Origin of the sequence: Bacteroides sp. Phil13 (genome assembly GCF_001940965.1) — a bacterium.
GTDB lineage: Bacteria > Bacteroidota > Bacteroidia > Bacteroidales > Bacteroidaceae > Bacteroides > Bacteroides intestinalis.
This window is the reverse complement of sequence record NZ_MSHA01000066.1, coordinates 1-20587: the sequence shown is the minus strand read 5'-3', so window position 1 is coordinate 20587 and position 20587 is coordinate 1. Positions and strand designations below refer to the sequence as shown.

The window sequence follows — 20587 nt, the reverse complement described above, 5'->3', positions numbered from 1 at the left end:
AGTCTATAGGCTTAATCTATATGGATTATGCTGAAGAGAGAAAAATTAACCGGTAAATCAAAGTTCATTTGGGTAATATTGGGCTTCTTACTTATGCTGCCGTTGGCTGGTAGCTGTAGTAAAGAGGATAGTAAAGAGAATGTTGTGATTCCGGACATTGCACTGAACAAGAGTGAGTTAACATTAGAGAAAGGCAAAACTGAAAGGTTGATAGCTTCTTTTACTCCGGCTGAGACACCTGATAAAGGACATGTGTGGGCCAGTAGCATCCCCGGTGTTGCAACGGTGGATGAGACTGGAATGGTAACAGCGGTAATACCCGGAGAGGCTGTTATTACCGTAACGGCACTTACCGGCAAGAAAACAGCGACTTGTAAAGTAACGGTAGTGGACAAGGTTGTCAGGGTGACGGGAGTGTCGATTAAACCTACAGAGTCTACTATGGTGGTGGGGGATGACTTGATACTTGAAGCTGTTGTGACACCGGAGAATGCGACAAACAAAGCTGTAACATGGAGTTCGGGAGATAGTAAAATAGCATCGGTGGATGCTACCGGTAAGGTGACCGCTATAGCCGAGGGAAAAGTTACTATTGAAGCGACTACGAATGATGGTGATAAAACGGCCTCCTGTCAGATTACAATCGTTAATAGAGGAGTGGAAATTTCTAAACCGGAAGTGTCGGATATAACTTCTGTTTCGGCTCTTGTGGAGGGAGCAATCAAGGCTTCGGGCGTTAAAGTTACGGAAGCCGGTATTTGTTACTCTACTTCCCAATCTCCCACTGTCAATGACAAGAAGGTTGTTTTGTCCGGCGAGGATATTTCTTACACCTTAACCAAGCTGGAAGCAAATACTACTTATTATGTCCGCATATATGCTGTTGTGGATGGTGCGGCTAAGTATGGCGACCAGGCTATGTTTACTACGGCAGTGACCGTGGAAATTTCAGTACCTCAAATTTCTTCTATTTCTTCATCTTCGGCACAGATCTCAGGAACAATTACGACGTATGGTTTGCAAATGGATGAGGTTGGTATTTGTTATTCCACTTCATCAATGCCGACGGTTGATGCCACTAAAGTTTCTCTTTCGGGGAATGAGATCGTATACACACTGAATGAACTGACTCCCGAAACAGCTTATTATGTCCGTATATATGCTAAATTGGACGGGGAATATTATTATGGAGATCAAGGGATGTTCACCACATCAGGGATTATTAAAACACATTTTGAACCTACAGATATATATGAAGATAAGGCGGTACTTACATCTGTTGCTCCAAGTGGGGTAAAGAAAGTGGATATATGTTACGGAACGTCACCTAACCCTAAGATTACGGATAATGTTACTACGGCAAGTGTAGGTAGTGATGGAAAGTTGAGATTATCGTTAACAGACTTGATTAAGGGTACTACTTATTATCTAAGGGCTTACAGCCGTGTAGGCTCAAAGATAGAGTATTACGATGATGAGGTGTCGGTGCAGACGGTAGGGAAGGAATTTTCAGTAGTTCGTGAAGCATCTTTTAGAAGTGAAAAATCAGATGTTGAGTACACTCCTAGCTATAGGCAATGGTATCGGCTTTATCTAACATATACTTACGATATAAAAGTAAAAGGAACATATCTAGTAGAGGCAATAGGTGGAGGTGCTTTCAAGAAAACGGGAGATTTCTCCGCTTCTATATATTTAGAAAATGGAACTGGAAGTTTTACATTTATGAGAGATAAGGCATTATTTGAAAATTCATGGCCATATGCAAGTTATTATTTTAATACCGCAACAGATGTTCGAATTACTAATTTGGAAACTAATGTTTGTTATCATATAATGATAGAAAGAGTAACATTTAAAAGTGCTTGATTTATTATAAAAAAGAAGCTATGGAAATATCACGCAGAGAGTTTTTTAAAGTAGCCATCAAGAAAACAATTCCGTTTTTAGGGTTTATTGCTATTGCTCCTATATTGAATAGTTGCAGCAAGGATGATGAACCGTTAGGGTGTAATAACAGTTGCATGGGAACAGCACAGAGTGGCTGTGGCTCTACCTGCAGTAACAGCTGCGTAGGGACATCGAAAGGTGGTTGTGGAGATGGTTGCAAAAATGGTTGCAAAGAAGGCTGTTCCAGTGGTTGTGATAATACAGCCAAATCTTCTTGTTCTGATTGTAGCACTTCTTGCAGCAATGGCTGTAAAGAAGGTTGCAGTGATGGTTGTGAGGATTCTGCTAAGTCTTCTTGTTCAGGATGTGGTAATAGTTGCTCTGGTTCCTGCTTTGCTGCCTGTGCCAATGATTGTGCAAAAAGTTGCCTGGATACTTGCCGTGGTGCATGTGTTTCAACCTGTTTGGGACAGTGCAAGGGTACTTGTATGTTTGGATGTCAAACGGGATGCCGGGGTGGGTGCCGGAGTTACAATCGATACTAATGTTGAAGTATGTATTCGTTATCTTTTAAAAATGAAAGGAATCAAGAAGAAAGAAGTAGATTGGAAGTCCGGAATGGTAAAGAATATCACTTTTATTGTCACGAAAGACTGCCAACTCGCTTGTAAATATTGCTACCTCGTAGGTAAAAACTCGAAAGAGTGGATGCCTTGGGAGGTAGCCAAACAAGCTATTGACTATGTATTAGAACGTGAAGAGGATTTTCCCGAAGAGTCTGTGGTATGGGATTTCATAGGCGGAGAGCCTTTTCTGGAAATAGACCTGATAGATAAGATTTGTGATTATATCAAGGTTGAACAATTCCAAAGAGATCATCATTGGTTTGGCGCTTATCGCTTCAGCTTTTCTACAAATGGCATCAATTACCATGAAGAAAAGGTACAGCAATTTATCTTAAAAAATAAGGAACATCTCAGTATTGGCATTACAATTGATGGTACGGAGATGAAGCACGACCTGAACCGTGTGTATAAAGCAAGCGGACGGGGATCTTATAAAGATGTAGTGCGTAACATTCCTTTATGGTTGTCGCAGTTTCCTGATGCAAGTACGAAAGTGACCATCAGTAGTGCCGATATTCCTTATATCAAGGAAAGTGTTCTTCATCTTTATGCTTTGGGCATTCATGAAGTGAACATTAACTGTGTGTTTGAAGATGTATGGAAAGCAGGAGATGACAGGCTGTTTGAAGAACAACTGCTGATGCTGGCGGATGCTATCATTGATAATGGTTATTATCGGGACTATTCTTGTTCTTTTTTTGGTGAGCATTTAGGGAAACCGTTGGATTGTAAGTTGCAGAATCAGAATTGGTGCGGTGCGGGCATGATGCTGGCTGTAGATGCAATGGGAAATTTTTACCCATGTACCCGTTTTGCGCAATACTCCCTTCGTAATAAGAAAGCTTGGATTATTGGTAATATTCATGATGGCATTGATAAGAACAAGTTGCGGCCTTTCTTGACATTGGACCGTTGTACGCAAAGTACACAAGAGTGCATAGATTGTGAAGTGGCAAGTGGATGCGCATGGTGTCAGGGAGAAAACTACGATGCTGCCGATACTTCTACCATTTACCAGCGTTCTACAGCTATCTGTAAAATGCACAAGGCACGGGTAAGGGCTAATAATTATTACTGGAACAGGCTTTTACGTAAAATGGAATCGGAGGGCGAACCATGCTGAAATATTTAATTGTTTTATTGGATGACACCAGTACGCCCTATTGCCATTATGAGAATCCGAAGACGGAATATAAGCTAATCAGTTTGCAGGATTTGCGGGCCGCTATTCTTCTGGCAGTGAAAGAGAATCTGATGGTTCAGTTTGTTTATCCTGATTACAAATTACCCCAGAAATATGAGGAAATCATAGAAACGACGGAGCATTGTAAAATTATGCCTGTTGCCTGTTGCGCTGGAGCGGACATTATCATTGGGGATTATTGGGAGAATCCGGAAGGTCGAAAGATGGACAGGGATAAGATCTACGTACTGAGAACGAAGAAAGAGGATTTTTTCAGTCATTATGAGAAAGTGGGAGAGATGTTGATTCATGTCGCTCGCCTGAATATAATACTGACTGATGTGGATACTTTTACAGAGGCTGACTTTGATAAGTATAAGTCTGTGTTGGCTGAACTGGCTTTTCAGTTAAAAGATTTTTGTAATGAGGAGACAATCCCCCAATTCAACCTGCTGACTGACCGTATGTTGCTTGATAGTATGAATAACTGTAATGCCGGATGGGAGAATATAACGCTTGCTCCGAATGGGAAATTTTATGTTTGTCCTGCTTTCTACCTGTCAAGTGATGGCTATTCCATTGGTGATTTGGAAAATGGGCTTGATATCAGGAATTCTCAGTTATATCGTATGAGCCATGCACCGTTATGCAGGCATTGTGATGCATACCAATGCAAGCGTTGTATTTGGCTGAATAGAAAAATGACTTTGGAAGTAAACACCCCTTCACATGAGCAATGCGTGACTGCCCATTTGGAACGTAATGCTTCGCGTGATTTGTTGCAGGAGATACGTAAATCGGGGCGTTTTTTACAAGGCAGGGAAATAATGGAAATAGATTATTTGGATCCGTTTGATGTGAGAAAGAAATATTAAAGTGTAATGAGATATGATTATGAAAAAATTGATAGGAGCAGTGACAGAAGAAGAGAAGCTTGAGATTCAGGTTCTCTTTGAACGCCGGAATGGGTTGAATGAGTTGGCCAGAATCGTAACAGGTAGTAATGAAATGTTATATGAAAAACTGGTGAAAGATTTGGGAGAGACGGGAAGGAAATTTCAGGATTGGTGGGATCGTATGTCAGATCAATATCAATGGGAACAGTGTGAGAAAGGTAATTGGGAGATTAATTTTAGCACGAATGAGATTTATTTGGTTTACGAAGAATGATTGGTTTGAGTAAATATAGAAATCTCAAAATAAATTAGTTATTTTGCAGAAAACAAAAAGTTGCGGTATGAAGTCACTGTGCATCAAGAACTACAAGAATTTTAAGTAAAAAAATAAGCCTCATTGGGGATAAAGACTGCATGGGAAAGTATTCTTTGTGCAGTCTTTTTTCATGATTTGTGATTGCATGTGAGCCTCAGAGGTAGGGTTCCTTTTCTGCATAAGCAAGCGGAGAATGACGGAATGATGAAGTGAGAAAAGAAATTAAGTGAAAAAATAGATAGGGTTCATCAGTTTGTACTATCTTTGCTCAATAGAACCAAAATATGTATTGATGATATTCGTAAATCATCCCGTGTGCGTCAGCATGTCAAGCAGATGGATGATGCAGAGTTGGCAGAGAACTATCCTAAAGAGCTGCTTCTTGATATAGAACAGAAGGCTGTTGAGTTGACTTATTCGTATGAGTTTCCGAATGGTTTGTTTCGTAAACAAATACGGCAATGTGCTGAGAACTCTAATCATGGAAGACTTGAGAGCACATCCTAAAAGTAAGATTTAGGAGATTGCGGGTCGGTTACCGGAAGTCGATTTACAGGAGTTGAGGAAGATGGTTTATTCGATGGTGGATGTGGAATTGATAACAGAAGGGGTTCGTACTGATAGACGTTATGTACTGAAATAAGTGGTAAAAAGAAAAAAATAAAAAAGAAATAGAAAAAGAAAAGGTTTAAGTGGCTGATTGTCAGCTTTGATTTTGTTTTCTATTCTTTTTATAAAAGATAAGAAAAGAAGTAAATATAGAATGGAACGAGAAGATTTTGATATACGCGATAATCAGTTGACCAGTAGGGAGCGCGATTTCGAAAACGCACTTCGTCCGTTATCCTTTGAAGACTTCAGCGGACAGGATAAGGTGGTGGATAATCTGCGTATCTTCGTTAAAGCGGCTCGTCTGCGTGGCGAAGCACTGGATCATGTATTGTTGCATGGACCTCCGGGATTGGGTAAAACGACACTTTCCAATATTATTGCGAATGAGCTGGGAGTGGGCTTTAAGGTAACTTCCGGTCCGGTGCTTGATAAGCCGGGCGATTTGGCGGGGGTGCTTACCAGTCTGGAACCGAATGATGTACTGTTTATCGATGAAATTCACCGTCTTTCTCCGGTGGTGGAGGAGTATCTGTACTCCGCAATGGAGGATTACCGCATTGATATTATGATAGATAAAGGCCCGTCAGCACGGAGTATTCAGATTGATCTGAGCCCGTTTACGCTGGTGGGTGCTACTACCCGTAGCGGTTTGCTGACTGCGCCTTTGCGTGCCCGTTTTGGCATTAATCTGCATTTGGAATATTACGATGACGATGTGCTGAGCGGTATCATCCGCCGTTCGGCAGGAATCCTGAATGTTCCTTGTTCTACAAGGGCTGCGTCAGAGATTGCTTCCCGTAGCCGTGGAACGCCGCGTATTGCAAATGCGTTGTTGCGTCGTGTACGGGATTTTGCACAGGTGAAAGGTTCGGGGAGCATTGATACCGAGATTGCTAATTACGCTCTTGAAGCGCTGAATATAGATAAGTACGGGCTCGATGAAATTGACAATAAGATACTCTGTACCATTATCGATAAGTTCAAGGGCGGTCCGGTAGGGCTTACTACTATTGCTACGGCTTTGGGCGAGGATGCCGGAACCGTAGAAGAGGTGTACGAACCGTTCCTGATAAAAGAAGGCTTCCTGAAGCGTACTCCGCGCGGACGTGAAGTAACTGAATTGGCTTATAAACATTTAGGACGTAGTCTTTACGATAGTCAGCGTACGTTATTTAATGAATAACGAATAAAAATGAGTGGATTAAAAAGTTTAGCAAAAGAGACAGCTATTTACGGGGTAAGTAGTATTGTAGGACGTTTTCTCAATTATCTGCTGGTACCTGTATATACGATAGCTTTGCCTGCATCATCGGGTGGTTATGGTGTGGTTACGAATATATATGCCTGGGTGGCATTGATGCTGGTATTACTGACGTGCGGCATGGAAACGGGATTCTTCCGTTTTGCCAATAAAGGGCAAGATGATCCGATGCGGGTATATTCCACCACCTTGTTGAGCGTAAGTATCGGCTCAGTGGTATTCGTTGTTTTGGGATTGTTGTTTTTAGAACCTATTGCCGGATGGTTAGAATACGGAGAGCACCCTTGGTATATAGGTATGATGATGATTGTGGTAGCAATGGATGCTATTCAAAGTATTCCGTTCGCTTATCTGCGTTATAAGAAACGTCCCATTAAGTTTGCTGCATTGAAGTTGCTGTTTATCTTTCTCAATATTGCTCTCAATCTTTTCTATTACGTTGTTCTGAAAGGAAATGATGTAGGTTATGCTTTCCTTTTCAATCTGGTATGTACCTCTGTTGTCATGTTGTGCATGATACCGGAACTGAGAGGATTTACCTATGTGCTGGATAGAGAGTTATTGAAACGGATGCTTCGTTACTCCCTGCCATTGGTGATATTGGGTGTGGCAGGTATCTTGAATCAGGTGGCTGATAAGATTATTTTTCCTTTCGTTTATCCCGATGAGGCTGAGGCTACCGTACAACTCGGTATCTACGGAGCTGCCAGTAAGATTGCCATGATTATGGCTATGTTTACCCAGGCATTCCGCTTTGCTTATGAACCTTTTGTATTTGGTAAGAGCAAGGAGAAAGATAGCCGTGAAATGTATGCTCAGGCTATGAAGTTCTTTATCATCTTTACTTTACTCGCCTTCCTGGCAGTGATGTTTTATCTGGACATTCTGCGCCATATCATCGGGCGTGATTATTGGGACGGATTACGGGTAGTACCCATCGTTATGGCAGCGGAAATCTTTATGGGTATTTATTTCAACCTGTCTTTCTGGTACAAGCTGATTGATGAAACCCGTTGGGGGGCTTATTTTTCATTGACGGGCTGTACCATCTTGATATTGATGAATGTCTTCCTGATTCCGAAGTATGGTTATATTGCTTGTGCCTGGGCTGGATTTACAGGATATGGCGTTGCTATGTTGCTTTCTTACTTTGTGGGTCAGAAGAAATATCCGATACAGTATGATTTGAAAGCAATCGGTATGTATGTGCTTCTTGCTGCTGTGCTTTATCTTGCTGCCGAATATGTGCCGATAGACAATATCTACCTGCGTATGGCATACCGTACAGTTCTGTTGATACTGTTTATCGCTTACGTTGTGAAGCGTGATTTGCCGCTGAATCAAATACCAATTCTGAACCGTATCATAAGACATTAGAATAGTCTGTATAGCAAATTGTAAATTGTAAATCGTCAAATTGTAAATGATATGATGGAAACACCTGAACAAAACCGAAATGTTTTTGCCGTTAAAAAGTTCCTGAGCGAGTATCTTGATCTGAGAAAAGACAAGGACAATGAGCTGGAAACAGTAGACTCCATCCGCAAAGGAGTAGAGTTTAAAGGGGCTAACCTGTGGATTTTGATCTTTGCCATTTTTATGGCATCATTAGGACTGAATGTTAATTCCACGGCCGTAATCATCGGTGCCATGTTGATTTCTCCACTGATGGGACCTATCATGGGGGTGGGACTTTCTGTCGGTCTGAATGACTTTGAATTGATGAAACGTTCACTGAAGAGCTTTCTGATAACGACTCTGTTCAGTGTAACCACAGCTACTGTCTTCTTTCTTGTAAGCCCTGTTGCCGAAGGACAGTCGGAGCTTCTGGCACGTACTTCACCTACGATTTATGACGTATTCATCGCATTGATGGGCGGTCTTGCCGGTGTAGTTGCCCTGTCTACCAAGGAGAAAGGAAACGTAATTCCTGGTGTTGCCATTGCCACTGCTTTGATGCCGCCGCTCTGTACGGCAGGTTACGGGCTGGCAACGGGTAATCTGGTTTATTTTCTTGGGGCATTCTATCTCTACTTCATTAATTCGGTATTTATCAGTCTTGCCACGTTTGCCGGAGTGCGTGTGATGCACTTCCAGCGTAAAGAGTTTGTGGACAAGAAGCGGGAGAAGAAAGTACGCCAATACATAATACTGATTGCCGTGCTGACCATGTGTCCGGCTGTTTACCTGACGGTAGGGATCATTCAGAGCACTTTCTATGAGAGTGCCGCCAATCGGTTTGTTGCCGAACAGCTTTCTTTTGAGAATACACAGGTATTGGATAAAAAAATCCATTATCATGGCAGCAAGGACAATGAGATACGCGTGGTACTGATCGGACAAGAAGTTCCTGAGGCTTCGATTGCCATTGCCCGTAGTAAGATGAAGGATTATAAGTTAGGTGAAACCAAACTGATTGTTCTTCAGGGAATGAATAACGAAGCTGTGGATATTTCTTCTATCCGGGCTATGGTGATGGAAGACTTCTATAAGAACAGTGAAGAACGACTGGTGGAACAAACAAAGAAGATTACAGTGCTGGAACAGAGCCTGGCAAGATATAAATCTTTCGATGAATTGGGCAAAACGATTGTTCCGGAGCTAAAAGTTCTCTATCCATCAGTGAAAACCGTTTCTATCTCTCATGCCATAGAACTGACGATTGATTCGGTACGGACAGATACCATTACACTTGCCGTACTGAAGTTTGGCAAGCATCCCGACACCCACGAGAAACAAAAGATTACCGAATGGTTAAAAGCACGTACGGGAGCGAAACAATTAAGACTGATTGCAGAATAATTTAATACGAAATAGAATGAAGCTAAAGTATATACTGATTGTTGCTTGCAGCCTCTTCACGTTGACGGGACGGGCGGACGAAGGTATGTGGATGCTGGGAAACCTGAATAAACAGACCCGTAAGGCTATGAAAGAACTTGGCCTCCAAATGCCTGCTGATAAACTATATAATCCGAAGAAGCCGTCGTTGAAAGATGCGGTAGTCAGTTTCGGAGGATTTTGTTCTGGAGTGGTAGTGTCGGAAGACGGGCTGGTGTTTACCAATCATCACTGTGGTTTCAGCAGTGTGCAGCAGCATTCATCAGTGGAGCACGATTACCTGAAAAATGGCTTCGTAGCCCATAGCCGGGCAGAGGAATTGCCTAATCCGGAGCTTTACGTTCGCTTTCTGCTTCGTACGGAAGATGTGACCAAGCGTGTGTTGGGGGCCGTTAAGCCTTCGATGAGCGAAATGGAACGTTCCAGTGCGGTAGACTCTATGATGATGGTAATAGGTGGTGAGGTATCCCTGAAAGACTCCACTTTGCTTGGCGTGGTAGATGCTTATTATGGAGGCAATGAGTTCTGGCTCTCCGTTTACCGCGATTTCAACGATGTGCGGCTGGTGTTTGCACCTCCTTCCTCTGTCGGTAAGTTCGGTTGGGATACGGATAATTGGGTATGGCCCCGGCATACAGGAGATTTCTGTGTGTTTCGTATTTATGCAGACCGCAAGAACAGGCCTGCCGATTACTCTCCCGACAATGTTCCGTATCACCCGGAATATGTGGCACCGATTTCACTGGATGGCTATAAGGAAGGCTCTTTCTGTATGACGATAGGCTATCCGGGAAATACGGAACGTTATCTTTCTTCATTCGGCATCGAGGAAATGATGAATAATTCCAATCAGGCACAGATTGATATTCGTGGTGTGAAGCAAGCTATCTGGAAGCGTGAAATGGACAGTAAAGACAGCATACGCATTAAGTATGCTTCTAAATATGATGAAAGCTCCAACTATTGGAAGAACAGTATCGGTGTCAACCGTGCTATTCGTAAGCTGGGAATCCTAGATAAGAAGCGTGAAATGGAGCAAGAAATCCGTCGGTGGATACAGCAGAACCCGGAAGAACGTGAGAAGCTTCTTCAACTGTTTACCGACTTGGAACTGAATTATAAGAACCGCCGGGAGGTAAACCGTGCGCAGGCTTACTTTATCGAGTCTTTCCTGTATGGACCGGAACTGGTGCAGCTTGCTCTGAAGATTCTGAACTTTGACTTTGAAGGAGAGCAAAAAGCTGTTATTGCTGGTTTGAAGGATATCGTCGAACAATATTCTAATTTGGATCTGGATATAGACAAGGAAGTATTTACGGCGCTGCTGAAGGAGTATCGCTCAAAAGTGGATACCACTTTCCTACCGGAAATTTACCATACTATCGCACAGAAATATGATGGTAATGAGAAAGCTTTCGTAGATAGCCTTTATGCAAGTTCTGAGTTGACTACTCCTCGTGGTTTGAAGCGTTTTCTTGAACGGGACACTACCTATCAGATTTTCGACGATCCAGCTATTTCATTGGGCATTGATATGCTGACAATGTTGTTCGATATGAATATGCAGACGCAGGCACCTACTACGGAAATCATTCGTGGAGAACGCCTTTTGAATGGGGCTATCCGTAGGATGTATGCATCTTGTAATTTCTATCCGGATGCTAATTCCACCATGCGATTGAGTTTTGGGACAGTATGTGGATATACTCCGTTTGACGGAGCGGAATATGATTATTATACAACGACAAAAGGTGTACTGGAGAAGGTGAAAGCTCATGTGGGAGATGTTGATTTTGCAGTACAGCCGGAGTTGGTATCTCTGCTCTCTTCCCGTAATTTTGGAAGATATGCCGATGAAAAGGGCGAAATGAAGGTTTGCTTTATTTCTAATAATGATATTACCGGTGGAAATAGCGGGAGTGCGATGTTTAATTCGAAAGGTGAACTTCTCGGATTAGCTTTCGATGGAAATTGGGAGGCTATGAGCAGTGATATTCTTTATGAACCGAAGATGCAGCGTACCATTGGAGTGGATGTGCGCTATATTTTGTTTATGATTGAGAAGTACGGGAAAGCAGGGAACCTGATCAAAGAATTGAATATTATCAATTAGTGGGCAGGTTCCCGCATTTCCTGGGGGAGACAATTATTTGTTTCCGGACAAAATACCTGTATCAGTATCCTTGTTATTGATTCTTCTGCCTTGACTGTTGCGCTTCTTTCCAAAGTCCAGATTGAAGGATACGTTTAGCATGAACAGAAGCCTTAAGTTCTTGGAATATGCTAACTGGCGATAGGGAGCCGATTTTGAGAGGTTCTCTATTTCCTGTTCATACTTCTTGGTGAACGGGTTCAGTACCCCGGCAGACAAGCTCCATTTCTCCGTATTGTATCCCGCCATGATGGTGTGCAGCTTTTCTTCCTTAGTCAGCATTTCACCCCACAGGATGTGGTTGCTGGTATTCATTTCTGCCATCAGTACCCAATTCTTATACATTGCCATCAGGCTGCCTCGTAGTCCTGCATTGGTGTGTGTATGCGTGTAGGTGTTGCCGTGACTGATATAGCGGTTCAGGAACGGAGTAAACTTGATAGAGATATACTCCCTGTAAGGTCGTATCTGTATGGCTGTTTCCAGATTGATTCGGTGGAAACCTTTATGATTCTCGGTAGTGCGGATAAAATACCCGTCTTCGTAGTAGGCATTTTCCATAATTGGCTTACTGTCATAGCTATATCTTCCAAATAAATCGACAGATACATACTTGCTTTGCCAGCTGGCAGATAGTGTATTGGCATAGAATGTAACAGACTTTAAGTTGGGATTTCCTTTGCGTATCTGGTACTTATCCATTGCTTGCGAAATGTTGTTCAGGTCGGACAGGGAAGGAGCATACCCCGACACGTATCCGTTGTATCTGAAAAACCACTTCCCGTTGATAGAGTACGACAGGCTTAAGGAAGGTTTGACTATATACTTCTCGGAAGAATACTGCTCCTGGCTGTTATAAGTTCTCATGGCTCCAATCCCTACAGTGTAGTTCAGAGCTTTTATCTTGGATTGATATTCGGCAAATAGGTACGTTTCGGCCGTATTCATCGTGATTTTATTCTCTATATTACCCGAATATCTATTTTGCAAATAGGCCTGTGTATGCTTGATACCTCCGGTAAACTTACCTGTATTGAATTGTTTTTCGTAGATACCTTCACCGATGATGGAGTACTTCTCACCTTTGGTTTCCGAATAGATATCCGTATCGTTATTGTCATTATTAAGGGCTTTCTGAATAAAAGTCCGCTTGTTCTTGCTGTCCAGATAAGAAGCCACTACATCCGCATAGATTGTCTGTTTGTTTTTCAGATTTCTCTGGTAATAGATATCCAAAGAGGGGATCAGTACTTTGGAGGCAGAAAGGTCGGATATGGAGTAGGAGGCATCTCCTTCATACAATGTACTGATTCTGTCCGACATGGAACTGGGAGTATCACTGTATTGGTTTCTGAGAGCAATGTTGAGAAGTTGCTTGTCATGATCCTGGTAACTGTAATTGAGGTTGAAGTTAAGGTTATCGTACTTTACTTTAGTAGGTTCTCCTACCTCTCTATTCTCTTGATAAGCTTCCGGGAAGTGGAAACTTTCATAGTTTTCGCGTGTCCACTTCAGATCTCTCTGTCCCCAATATACGGTAGTACTGAGTTCAGACTTGTTGAAGTGGTATTTGGCCGCGAGGTTATGCTCGCCGTATCCTGTATCAGATACTCCGTTGGTGAGATCAGCAGAGATACTTCCTCCCGATTCCCTTCTCTTTACAATGTAGTTTAATACGGCACCTGCATTTCCGTAGCGTGCGCCGGGATTGTCTATATATTCGATGCGGATCACATCTGCCGGACGAATGGCAATGATTTCAGCTTGAGTCACTTCTACACCGTTCATCCTAAGTTGTACATTGTCTCCTCCGGGAACCGTGATGCTGTTGTCTATCGGATTGACCAGGATGCGCGACAGTTGCAGATTTCTCAGTAAGGAAACTCCGTTGGAAGCGGCTTTAGTCTGCATTTCGGTTGGGAGGATAATTTGCCGGTCAGTCTTTTTGATGATGGGGCTGGCTGTGACGGTAACTCCTTCCAACATTACATTATCGGGCGACAGGGGCAGCTCTCCCAGATTCAGGTTAGCTTGCAGGTTATGGATAGAGAGGTAGGAGTTTTCATATCCGATGCATGAGATACATAAGATATAATCTCCATCGTTTACTTCTTTCAGTAAGAAATAGCCGTCGTTGTTTGTGGCAACTCCGGTGATGAATGTCGAGTCCTGAGCCATCAGGCTGACATTGGCATACTCGATGTTCTGATTGTTATTCTCATCGATGATTTTCCCTGTGATTTTGTTTGTCGCCATCAGGGAGGTGCATAGGAATAATGCTCCTAAAATGATACTTAATCTTTTCATTTTTCTTATTATCTTTAGTGATTATTTCTGTTCTTTGAACATGACAAAGATAGAGCGATAGAAACAGAAAAGCGGTTTATATGCGGCACTAAATAAAGTGCAATGGCTTTTGCAACTATTTGAAAATTAAAGAGTTTTGAACTGCGCTTTATGAAAAAGTTTATATCTTCCCATTTCAGGTTTATATATAAAGAAAAGTGCAAAAAAAGGGAGACCGTAACTTCCGTTAATTGATAAATATCTATCTTTGCAAAGACTTAAAGCAAGAAGGAAGGACGGCATGAAAGCATTGAAACATGGTTTGATAAGTTGGATATGCGTGTTGGTATTAGCAGCATGTACGGAAGTCCTGTCATTGCAACGCATCCAAATAGAAAAGGCGGAACAGATGTTACAGCAGAATGCAGAGGAGGCGATTGCTCTGCTTCGGTCGGTGAAAGATCCCGAAGTATTACCAGACTCGTTGCGGGCACGGTTTGCGCTGGCTATGGGGCAAGCCCACTATAATGCGCATTGGGTGATGAATGAAGATTCTTTGCTGTTATACGCTCTGGATTATTATGGAAGACCGGATGTGAGTGACACATTGCGCTTGTTGCGTACCTACAAACTGGCGGCGCATTACTTCTACGATAGCGAGAGATATAAAGAAGCTACTGAGATGATGGCTGAAGGGAATCGCATTGCAGCCTTGCGCGGCGATACGGCTGCCCGTCTTGATTTGCTGCGGTCTGTAGCGAATATAGGGGAAGGTAATGATGATTTTGAAGGGCTGATACGCTTACAGAAGCAGTTGATAGCTATAGAGCCTGATTCCACCCGACAATATAATAACTATAACAGCCTGGCGGTATCGTACTACTGTGCAAATCAGAATGATTCTGCGCTGCTGGCTCTTCGTAAAGCTACTGAATGCCTGTATACCTCCACAGACTCTTTGAAGGCATTGTACTATGTGATGCGCAACTACGCTGATATACTGAGTGATTCTGGCAAGAATCGGGAAGCCATCAATTTGCAGCGCCATAGTTTACAAGAATATAAAGAAACTAAACACCCTTTTGAGTCCTTATCTTATTATGCTCTTTCGCGTTATTTCCTGAATATGGGTCAGATGGATTCCGCCCGCTACTATATGCAAATGGGAGATAGCGTGCGTTCGCCCTACATTGATCAGGATTTGTCATTGGCTAACTTTTGGCTGGTACAGAAAACATTGATGGATTATATGGATAGCCGCTCTTTTACCATTCGGAATGTGGCGTTCTTCTCAAACCGGCTGTATAACAACTTTATCCGTGACCAGCGGGTGATAGCCCAAAAAGGAAAGGTACAACTGTTACTTCAACAGCAGAATATGAATCTGCAATTGGAAAAGCAGAAAGAACGGACCTTTTTTGTCGGATTGGTGGCTCTCTGTATTTTGTTGTTGCTGGTTGTCGTCTGGTATTTGCAGCGAAGAAAGCATTTGCTTGTGGAAAAGGAAGAAGAACTGGAGGCCTTGCGCCGTCTGCTGCATGAGACGGAAGGCGATGAAAGCGGCAATAATGATAAGTTTGTCAAGAAGATGCTGCTCCAGCAGTTAGGTCTGATACGTATTGTGGCTACGAATCCCAGTTCCGATCATCAGGAGCTATTGGTACAGATGGGACGGATAGCCAATAAAGATGTAGCGGTGGACGATTTGCTGGTTTGGAGTGATTTATATAAGACTATTGACATGGTGCATGATGGCTTTTATACCCGTATCTGTCAGAAGTATGGAAATATCCTGAATGAAAAGGAACTGCAACTCTGCTGTTTGTTGAAGTCGGACTTTTCAACGAAAGAGATTAGTGTGGTTATTCAGCAGAGCATACGGACGGTGTATCAACGTAAGACGGTGATACGGCAGAAATTGGGCATGGAAGAAAAAGAAGATATCGCTGAATTTCTTTCTAAGCGGATATGAACAAAGTGTGATAAGGTGGTAAGGTGATAGGGTGATAAAGTGATAACGGGATAACGCTCTGTGATATATAGCGCAGCTACTTTATCACCCTATCACCTTACCACCTTATCACTCCTTTCCTCCCTTTCTTTTATGCTAATGATTACTTTTGCAGTTTCATTAAATATAATCTGCTTTATGCAATTCCCCGGATGCGGTCATCAAATGCCGACAGTGCCGCCTTCGCACCTTCACCCATTGCAATTACTATCTGTTTGTAGGGAACGTCCGAAACATCTCCTGCTGCATAAACGCCCGGAAGCGTGGTGCGGCAAAAAGCATCGATCTTGATTTCGCCTATTGGTGTCGTCTCCAGCATGTCACGGAAAGGAGCACTATTAGCTGCCAGGCCAATTTGTACGAAGATACCATCCAATGGGAAATCCCGTTCTTCACTACTTACACGGTCTTTGACGCGGATAGCTGTTACCTTATCACCGTTTCCCACTACTTTGGTAGTCTGCGAGGAAGTGAAGATTTCTACATTCGGTAAGCTTTGCGCCTTTTCTTGCAATACCTGGTCGGCTTTCAGCATATCGGCAAATTCAAAGACAGTCACTTTCCGACAGATACCCGCCAAGTCGATGGCTGCTTCTATACCGGAGTTTCCGCCACCGATAACGGCTACGTCTTTCCCCTGATAGAACGGTCCGTCGCAATGCGGACAGAAAGCAACTCCTCTGCCTATATATTCCGTTTCACCTTCCACATTCAGTTTGCGCCAGCTTGCACCGGTGGCAATGATTACACTGGGAGATATGAATACTTCACCGCCCACTACTGAAATCCTCTTTTCTTTTCCTTGAAGTTCCGCCTTCTCTATCTTACGGTCTTCAAACAAGTCGATGGGATAATGATTGATATGGTTTCTTAAATTGTCTGCCAACTGTGCACCTGTAGTCTGTGGCACGGAAATCAGATTCTCGATTCCTACGGTTTCCTTTACCTGACCACCGATCTTTTCGGCTACAATGGCTACCCGTAATCCCTTACGGGCTGAATAGATTGCGGCTGAGGCACCTGCCGGTCCGCCACCTAATACGAGGACATCATAAGTACGTGAGATAGGCTCTGCATTCCCTACTGGTTCGGAACCGAACATTTCTTCCAGCTTTTGCAGAAGTTCGCCTAAAGTGCCACGTCCTACATGAAGCAATTTACCGTTGGCATAGACGGACGGTACGCCTTGAATTTTCAGTGCATCCACTTCTTCCTGGAAAAGGGCACCGTCTATCATTTCATGTGTGGCCTGTCCGTTCAGCAGAGCTATTATGTTCAGAGCCTGCACCACATCAGGGCAGTTGGTACATGTCAATGATACATAAGTCTGCAATGAAATGGGTCCTTTCAACGCCTGAATGCGTCGGTGGATGGCTTCATCGGGAAGATTTTTCCCCTTTCCATCGGCATTCAGTATTGCCAGAAGCAAAGATGTGAATTCATGGCCGTTCGGTATCCCGCGGAATTTGACACCGGTTTCTTTCCCGTTTTTCAGTAAAGAGAATTCCAGCTTCGGTTCTTCAGTTTCAGTTACCTCACAGGAGAGTTTATCGGAACATCCTGCTACATCTTTCAGCAACTCTGTCAGCTCCTGTGCGCTTCCGTGCCGGGGATGGCAGGTGATATGAAAAGTGTACTGTGCTTCCAGGTTTTGGAAGACACTGCGTACTTGATTTAAAATGCTTGTTTCTAACATAACAGTATATGTTTAATTCCAGCCATAAATGCATGCTTATCACATTATATATTAGGAAAATGTAGTTTCCTGACTGTAGGAAACTGTAGTTTCTGCAGTTGGGAACAGGAGTTTCTGAACCTTGGAACTGCTGTTTCCGGCATTCAGAAACTCCTGTTTCTTATTGCAGGAACGATCGTTTCTTCTAATGGAAACTGTCGTTTCTTCAAAAGGGAACGGCCGTTTCCTCTAATGGGAACTGACAGCAATACATATATGGGACTGATTGATTACTAATGTAAGATAAAAGAGGTCCCCTCTATGTGTGCAATGGATAAAGGGGACCTCGCTAATAAAAAAGGGATGTGAACTTAAATTTTACCAACCAAATCTATACTTGGCTTCAGTGTTTCGCCGCCTTTCTTCCATTTTGCGGGACATACTTCGCCGTCGTGTGTTGCAACGAACTGTGCTGCTTCTACCTTGCGGAGAAGTTCGTCGGCATTACGTCCGATGTTATTGTCCTGTATTTCGGCAATCTTGATTTTGCCTTCGGGGTTCACGACAAATGTGCCGCGGTAAGCCATACCTTCTTCTTCGATCATTACACCGAATGCACGAGTCAGCATGCCTGTAGGGTCTGCCAGCATCGGATACTTGATCTTGCGGATACTTTCGGATGCATCGTGCCATGCTTTGTGCACGAAGTGAGAGTCGGTGCTTACAGAGTACACCTCTACACCCATTGCTTGGAATTGCTCGTATTTTTCAGCGATGTCCACCAGTTCGGTAGGGCATACGAAAGTAAAGTCTGCGGGATAGAAGAAGAAAATAGCCCATTTGCCTTTTACGTCTTCGTTGGTTACTGTTTTGAAACTTCCGTTCTGGAATGCCTGAACTTTGAATTCAGGAAGCTGGGAATTGATAATTGGTTCCATAATCTTTTTTGTTTTAAAAGGTTTAGTACTTTGTTTTTTCGATGATGCAAAGTTCATGCAAACCGAATGCAGAAGCAAGCTCGCTTGATTATGCTGAGGTACAGCTGATCTTCGCGTTTGCAAAAATATAGCATCTTTTGCCGATAGAACAAAAAAAACGATTGAAAAGATTTATGGGCCGATAGACGAAATCTATACAACGCACTGAGTTGCCCGCAGGGACAGCATTTCGCGGGGTACAGAGGCTTGTATCTCTTTTGTGAGTACCTCCAACAAAGTGTTTCGTATGAAGTGCTCGTTGGTGATGAGAATGATCTGCCGGGTAGGAGTGGGGATGGCAAAGGGGCGCACCAACTCTTTCTGTGTCTCGTTGAGCTGATCGATGGCAAGTTCGGGAATGAAGGTAACGCCTTTACCGCTTTCTACCATACGCATGAATGTCTCCATGCTGCCCAGATGATAAGCGATCTGGCTGGCTTGCGCCGCCTTCATCTGGCAGAAGCGGACTAACTGGTCGCGGAAGCAATGTCCCTCGTCCAGCATCCAAAGCTGTTCGTCGCTGAGATCGGAGGTGCGGATAATCTTATTATCGAACAGTTTGCTTTCGCGCGCGATGTACGCATAGAATTGTTCGTAGAATAAAGGTATCTGGCGGAAGTCATCCTTTTCGGGGAGGGTGGCGATAATGCCGGCATCTATCTCTCCTTTTATAAGAGCCTGCTTGATGTCCTTCGTCTTCATCTCCGTTACGCGGATATCCAGTTTGGGATATTTCTTCATCAGTTGCGGAAAGAAGCGCGGCAACAGATAAGGGGCGATGGTGGGAAGTATGCCTAACTTAAAGACACCCGACAAGGAGTGCTTTTCTTCTTCAATAATATCCTTTATGTGGCCTGCCTGTTCCAATACGATACGGGCTTGCTCTATTACAAGCCGTCCGACGGGAGTAGGGCAGATGGGTTGTTGGTTTCGGTCGAATATCTTGGTGTCTAACTCGTCTTCCAGTTTTTGTATCATGGCACTCAGGGTGGGTTGAGTTACGCGGCAATGTTCCGCAGCTTTGGCGAAATGGCGGAACTGATTAACGGCAAGAATGTATTCCAGTTGTTGTAAAGTCATGATAAATAAAGGGTTTGAACGGGTTATATAGATTCTGTCTATGCAAAGATAGAAATTATCTGTTTGACAAGCGTTGATTTGCCTCTTATCTTTGTACAAAAAACGAAGAAAGGCTGCATCTCAGCATAATCAAGCAAGCTTGCTTTTGCCTTCGATTTGCACTTTCTTTGCAACAGGAAAAAGAAAAACAGTATAAACTATTAAAACCATAAAATTATGAAGACTTTAAATTATATCAAGTTAAATGAATCGGGAGTAGCTAACGTAGTATCTGCATTGCATCAACTTTTGGCAGATTTCCAGGTATATTACACGAATCTGCGCGGTTTCCACTGGAACATCAAGGGACATGGTTTCTTCGTATTGCACGAGAAGTTTGAAAGTATGTATGACGACGCAGCCGAGAAGGTGGACGAAATTGCAGAGCGTATCCTGATGTTGGGTGGTGTACCCGAAAACAAGTTCAGCGAATACCTGAAAGTTGCAAAGATCAAAGAAGTATCTGACGTGGCTTGTGGTAGCGATGCGGTCAGCAATATTCTTGAAACTTACGGATACCTCATTGGTGAGGAAAGAAAGATCATTGAACTGGCCAATGAAGCAGGTGACGACGTTACTGCCGACCTGATGACAGGCTATCTGAAAGAACAGGAAAAGATGGTTTGGATGCTGGTCGCTTTCAGTACAAAAGGATGCACAGACAAATAATATATAGGTTTAGGTGATAAATGATGGAAAGGTGATGAAGTGGTGGAGACGACACTGTCCACAATTTTGTGTA

At 43.2% G+C, this 20587-nt stretch carries 15 protein-coding genes; 11 read left to right on the top strand and 4 right to left on the bottom strand.

All coding sequences use genetic code 11. From position 1 onward, the window contains the following. The first annotated feature begins 27 nt into the window (after positions 1-27). The 9 genes from BWI44_RS12060 to BWI44_RS12020 all read left to right on the top strand — a co-directional run bounded on the left by BWI44_RS12060 (position 28) and on the right by BWI44_RS12020 (position 11738). On the top strand, positions 28-1869 hold the full coding sequence (locus tag BWI44_RS12060; protein ID WP_195208543.1) for an Ig-like domain-containing protein: 1842 nt from the start codon (positions 28-30) through the stop codon (positions 1867-1869). A 243-nt stretch (positions 1870-2112) separates the two neighbouring features. Then, the gene (locus BWI44_RS12055; protein ID WP_229036089.1) at positions 2113-3639 is read left to right on the top strand and encodes a radical SAM peptide maturase, CXXX-repeat target family; all 1527 of its coding nucleotides are present in this window, start codon (positions 2113-2115) and stop codon (positions 3637-3639) included. Then, complete coding sequence (locus BWI44_RS12050) at positions 3633-4574, top strand: CXXX repeat peptide maturase (protein ID WP_195208542.1); 942 nt, start codon at positions 3633-3635, stop codon at positions 4572-4574. Before BWI44_RS12055 ends, BWI44_RS12050 begins: the two co-directional genes overlap by 7 nt. 19 nt (positions 4575-4593) lie before the next feature. Continuing rightward, positions 4594-4869 (top strand): CXXX repeat peptide modification system protein, encoded by a 276-nt coding sequence (locus tag BWI44_RS12045; RefSeq protein ID WP_044154899.1) that lies wholly within the window; start codon positions 4594-4596, stop codon positions 4867-4869. A gap of 306 nt (positions 4870-5175) precedes the next feature. Continuing rightward, positions 5176-5418 carry a hypothetical protein gene (locus tag BWI44_RS12040; protein WP_044154800.1) on the top strand — a complete coding sequence of 81 codons (243 nt, stop codon included), beginning with the start codon at positions 5176-5178 and terminating at the stop codon, positions 5416-5418. A gap of 256 nt (positions 5419-5674) precedes the next feature. Continuing rightward, a complete protein-coding gene (ruvB, locus tag BWI44_RS12035; protein ID WP_195208541.1) occupies positions 5675-6706 on the top strand; it encodes a Holliday junction branch migration DNA helicase RuvB in 1032 nt (343 codons plus the stop codon). 9 nt (positions 6707-6715) lie between these two features. After that, positions 6716-8161, top strand: coding sequence for a lipopolysaccharide biosynthesis protein (locus BWI44_RS12030; protein ID WP_195208540.1), 1446 nt, complete (start codon positions 6716-6718; stop codon positions 8159-8161). A 54-nt stretch (positions 8162-8215) separates the two neighbouring features. After that, a complete protein-coding gene (locus tag BWI44_RS12025; protein WP_021967840.1) occupies positions 8216-9586 on the top strand; it encodes a TIGR00341 family protein in 1371 nt (456 codons plus the stop codon). Between the two features lie 16 nt (positions 9587-9602). Further along, positions 9603-11738 (top strand): S46 family peptidase, encoded by a 2136-nt coding sequence (locus BWI44_RS12020; protein WP_138292842.1) that lies wholly within the window; start codon positions 9603-9605, stop codon positions 11736-11738. Positions 11739-11771: 33 nt separating this feature from the next. Here the strand turns inward: BWI44_RS12020 and BWI44_RS12015 are convergent, their stop codons facing one another. Then, positions 11772-14084 carry a TonB-dependent receptor gene (locus tag BWI44_RS12015; RefSeq protein WP_195208539.1) on the bottom strand — a complete coding sequence of 771 codons (2313 nt, stop codon included), beginning with the start codon at positions 14082-14084 and terminating at the stop codon, positions 11772-11774. 280 nt (positions 14085-14364) lie between these two features. Between BWI44_RS12015 and BWI44_RS12010 the strand changes: the two genes are divergently transcribed. After that, a complete protein-coding gene (locus tag BWI44_RS12010; protein WP_195208538.1) occupies positions 14365-16035 on the top strand; it encodes a tetratricopeptide repeat protein in 1671 nt (556 codons plus the stop codon). Positions 16036-16210: 175 nt separating this feature from the next. Here BWI44_RS12010 and ahpF read toward each other — a convergent pair whose 3' ends face one another. From ahpF to BWI44_RS11995, 3 genes are all read right to left on the bottom strand, one after another. Continuing rightward, positions 16211-17770, bottom strand: a complete 1560-nt coding sequence (gene ahpF, locus BWI44_RS12005; RefSeq protein WP_195208537.1) for an alkyl hydroperoxide reductase subunit F — start codon at positions 17768-17770, stop codon at positions 16211-16213. Between the two features lie 350 nt (positions 17771-18120). After that, entirely contained in the window at positions 18121-18687 is a 567-nt protein-coding gene (gene ahpC / locus BWI44_RS12000) for an alkyl hydroperoxide reductase subunit C (RefSeq protein WP_195208536.1), read from the bottom strand. 192 nt (positions 18688-18879) lie between these two features. Then, on the bottom strand, positions 18880-19806 hold the full coding sequence (locus tag BWI44_RS11995) for a hydrogen peroxide-inducible genes activator (RefSeq protein ID WP_007661379.1): 927 nt from the start codon (positions 19804-19806) through the stop codon (positions 18880-18882). A gap of 216 nt (positions 19807-20022) precedes the next feature. Here BWI44_RS11995 and BWI44_RS11990 point away from each other — a divergent pair, with 216 nt between their 5' ends. After that, on the top strand, positions 20023-20514 hold the full coding sequence (locus tag BWI44_RS11990; protein WP_007216682.1) for a Dps family protein: 492 nt from the start codon (positions 20023-20025) through the stop codon (positions 20512-20514). Positions 20515-20587 lie beyond the last annotated feature (73 nt).

What these genes read in the sequence shown, in the direction of transcription:
- BWI44_RS12060 (WP_195208543.1), top strand. Translation starts at nt 28, where the DNA reads ATGCTGAAGAGAGAAAAATTAACCGGTAAATCAAAGTTCATTTGGGTA.
- BWI44_RS12055 (WP_229036089.1), top strand. Translation starts at nt 2,113, where the DNA reads ATGGTTGCAAAGAAGGCTGTTCCAGTGGTTGTGATAATACAGCCAAAT.
- BWI44_RS12050 (WP_195208542.1), top strand. Translation starts at nt 3,633, where the DNA reads ATGCTGAAATATTTAATTGTTTTATTGGATGACACCAGTACGCCCTAT.
- BWI44_RS12045 (WP_044154899.1), top strand. Translation starts at nt 4,594, where the DNA reads ATGAAAAAATTGATAGGAGCAGTGACAGAAGAAGAGAAGCTTGAGATT.
- ruvB (WP_195208541.1), top strand. Translation starts at nt 5,675, where the DNA reads ATGGAACGAGAAGATTTTGATATACGCGATAATCAGTTGACCAGTAGG.
- BWI44_RS12030 (WP_195208540.1), top strand. Translation starts at nt 6,716, where the DNA reads ATGAGTGGATTAAAAAGTTTAGCAAAAGAGACAGCTATTTACGGGGTA.
- BWI44_RS12025 (WP_021967840.1), top strand. Translation starts at nt 8,216, where the DNA reads ATGGAAACACCTGAACAAAACCGAAATGTTTTTGCCGTTAAAAAGTTC.
- BWI44_RS12020 (WP_138292842.1), top strand. Translation starts at nt 9,603, where the DNA reads ATGAAGCTAAAGTATATACTGATTGTTGCTTGCAGCCTCTTCACGTTG.
- BWI44_RS12015 (WP_195208539.1), bottom strand. Translation starts at nt 14,084, where the DNA reads ATGAAAAGATTAAGTATCATTTTAGGAGCATTATTCCTATGCACCTCC.
- BWI44_RS12010 (WP_195208538.1), top strand. Translation starts at nt 14,365, where the DNA reads ATGAAAGCATTGAAACATGGTTTGATAAGTTGGATATGCGTGTTGGTA.
- ahpF (WP_195208537.1), bottom strand. Translation starts at nt 17,770, where the DNA reads ATGTTAGAAACAAGCATTTTAAATCAAGTACGCAGTGTCTTCCAAAAC.
- ahpC (WP_195208536.1), bottom strand. Translation starts at nt 18,687, where the DNA reads ATGGAACCAATTATCAATTCCCAGCTTCCTGAATTCAAAGTTCAGGCA.
- BWI44_RS11995 (WP_007661379.1), bottom strand. Translation starts at nt 19,806, where the DNA reads ATGACTTTACAACAACTGGAATACATTCTTGCCGTTAATCAGTTCCGC.
- BWI44_RS11990 (WP_007216682.1), top strand. Translation starts at nt 20,023, where the DNA reads ATGAAGACTTTAAATTATATCAAGTTAAATGAATCGGGAGTAGCTAAC.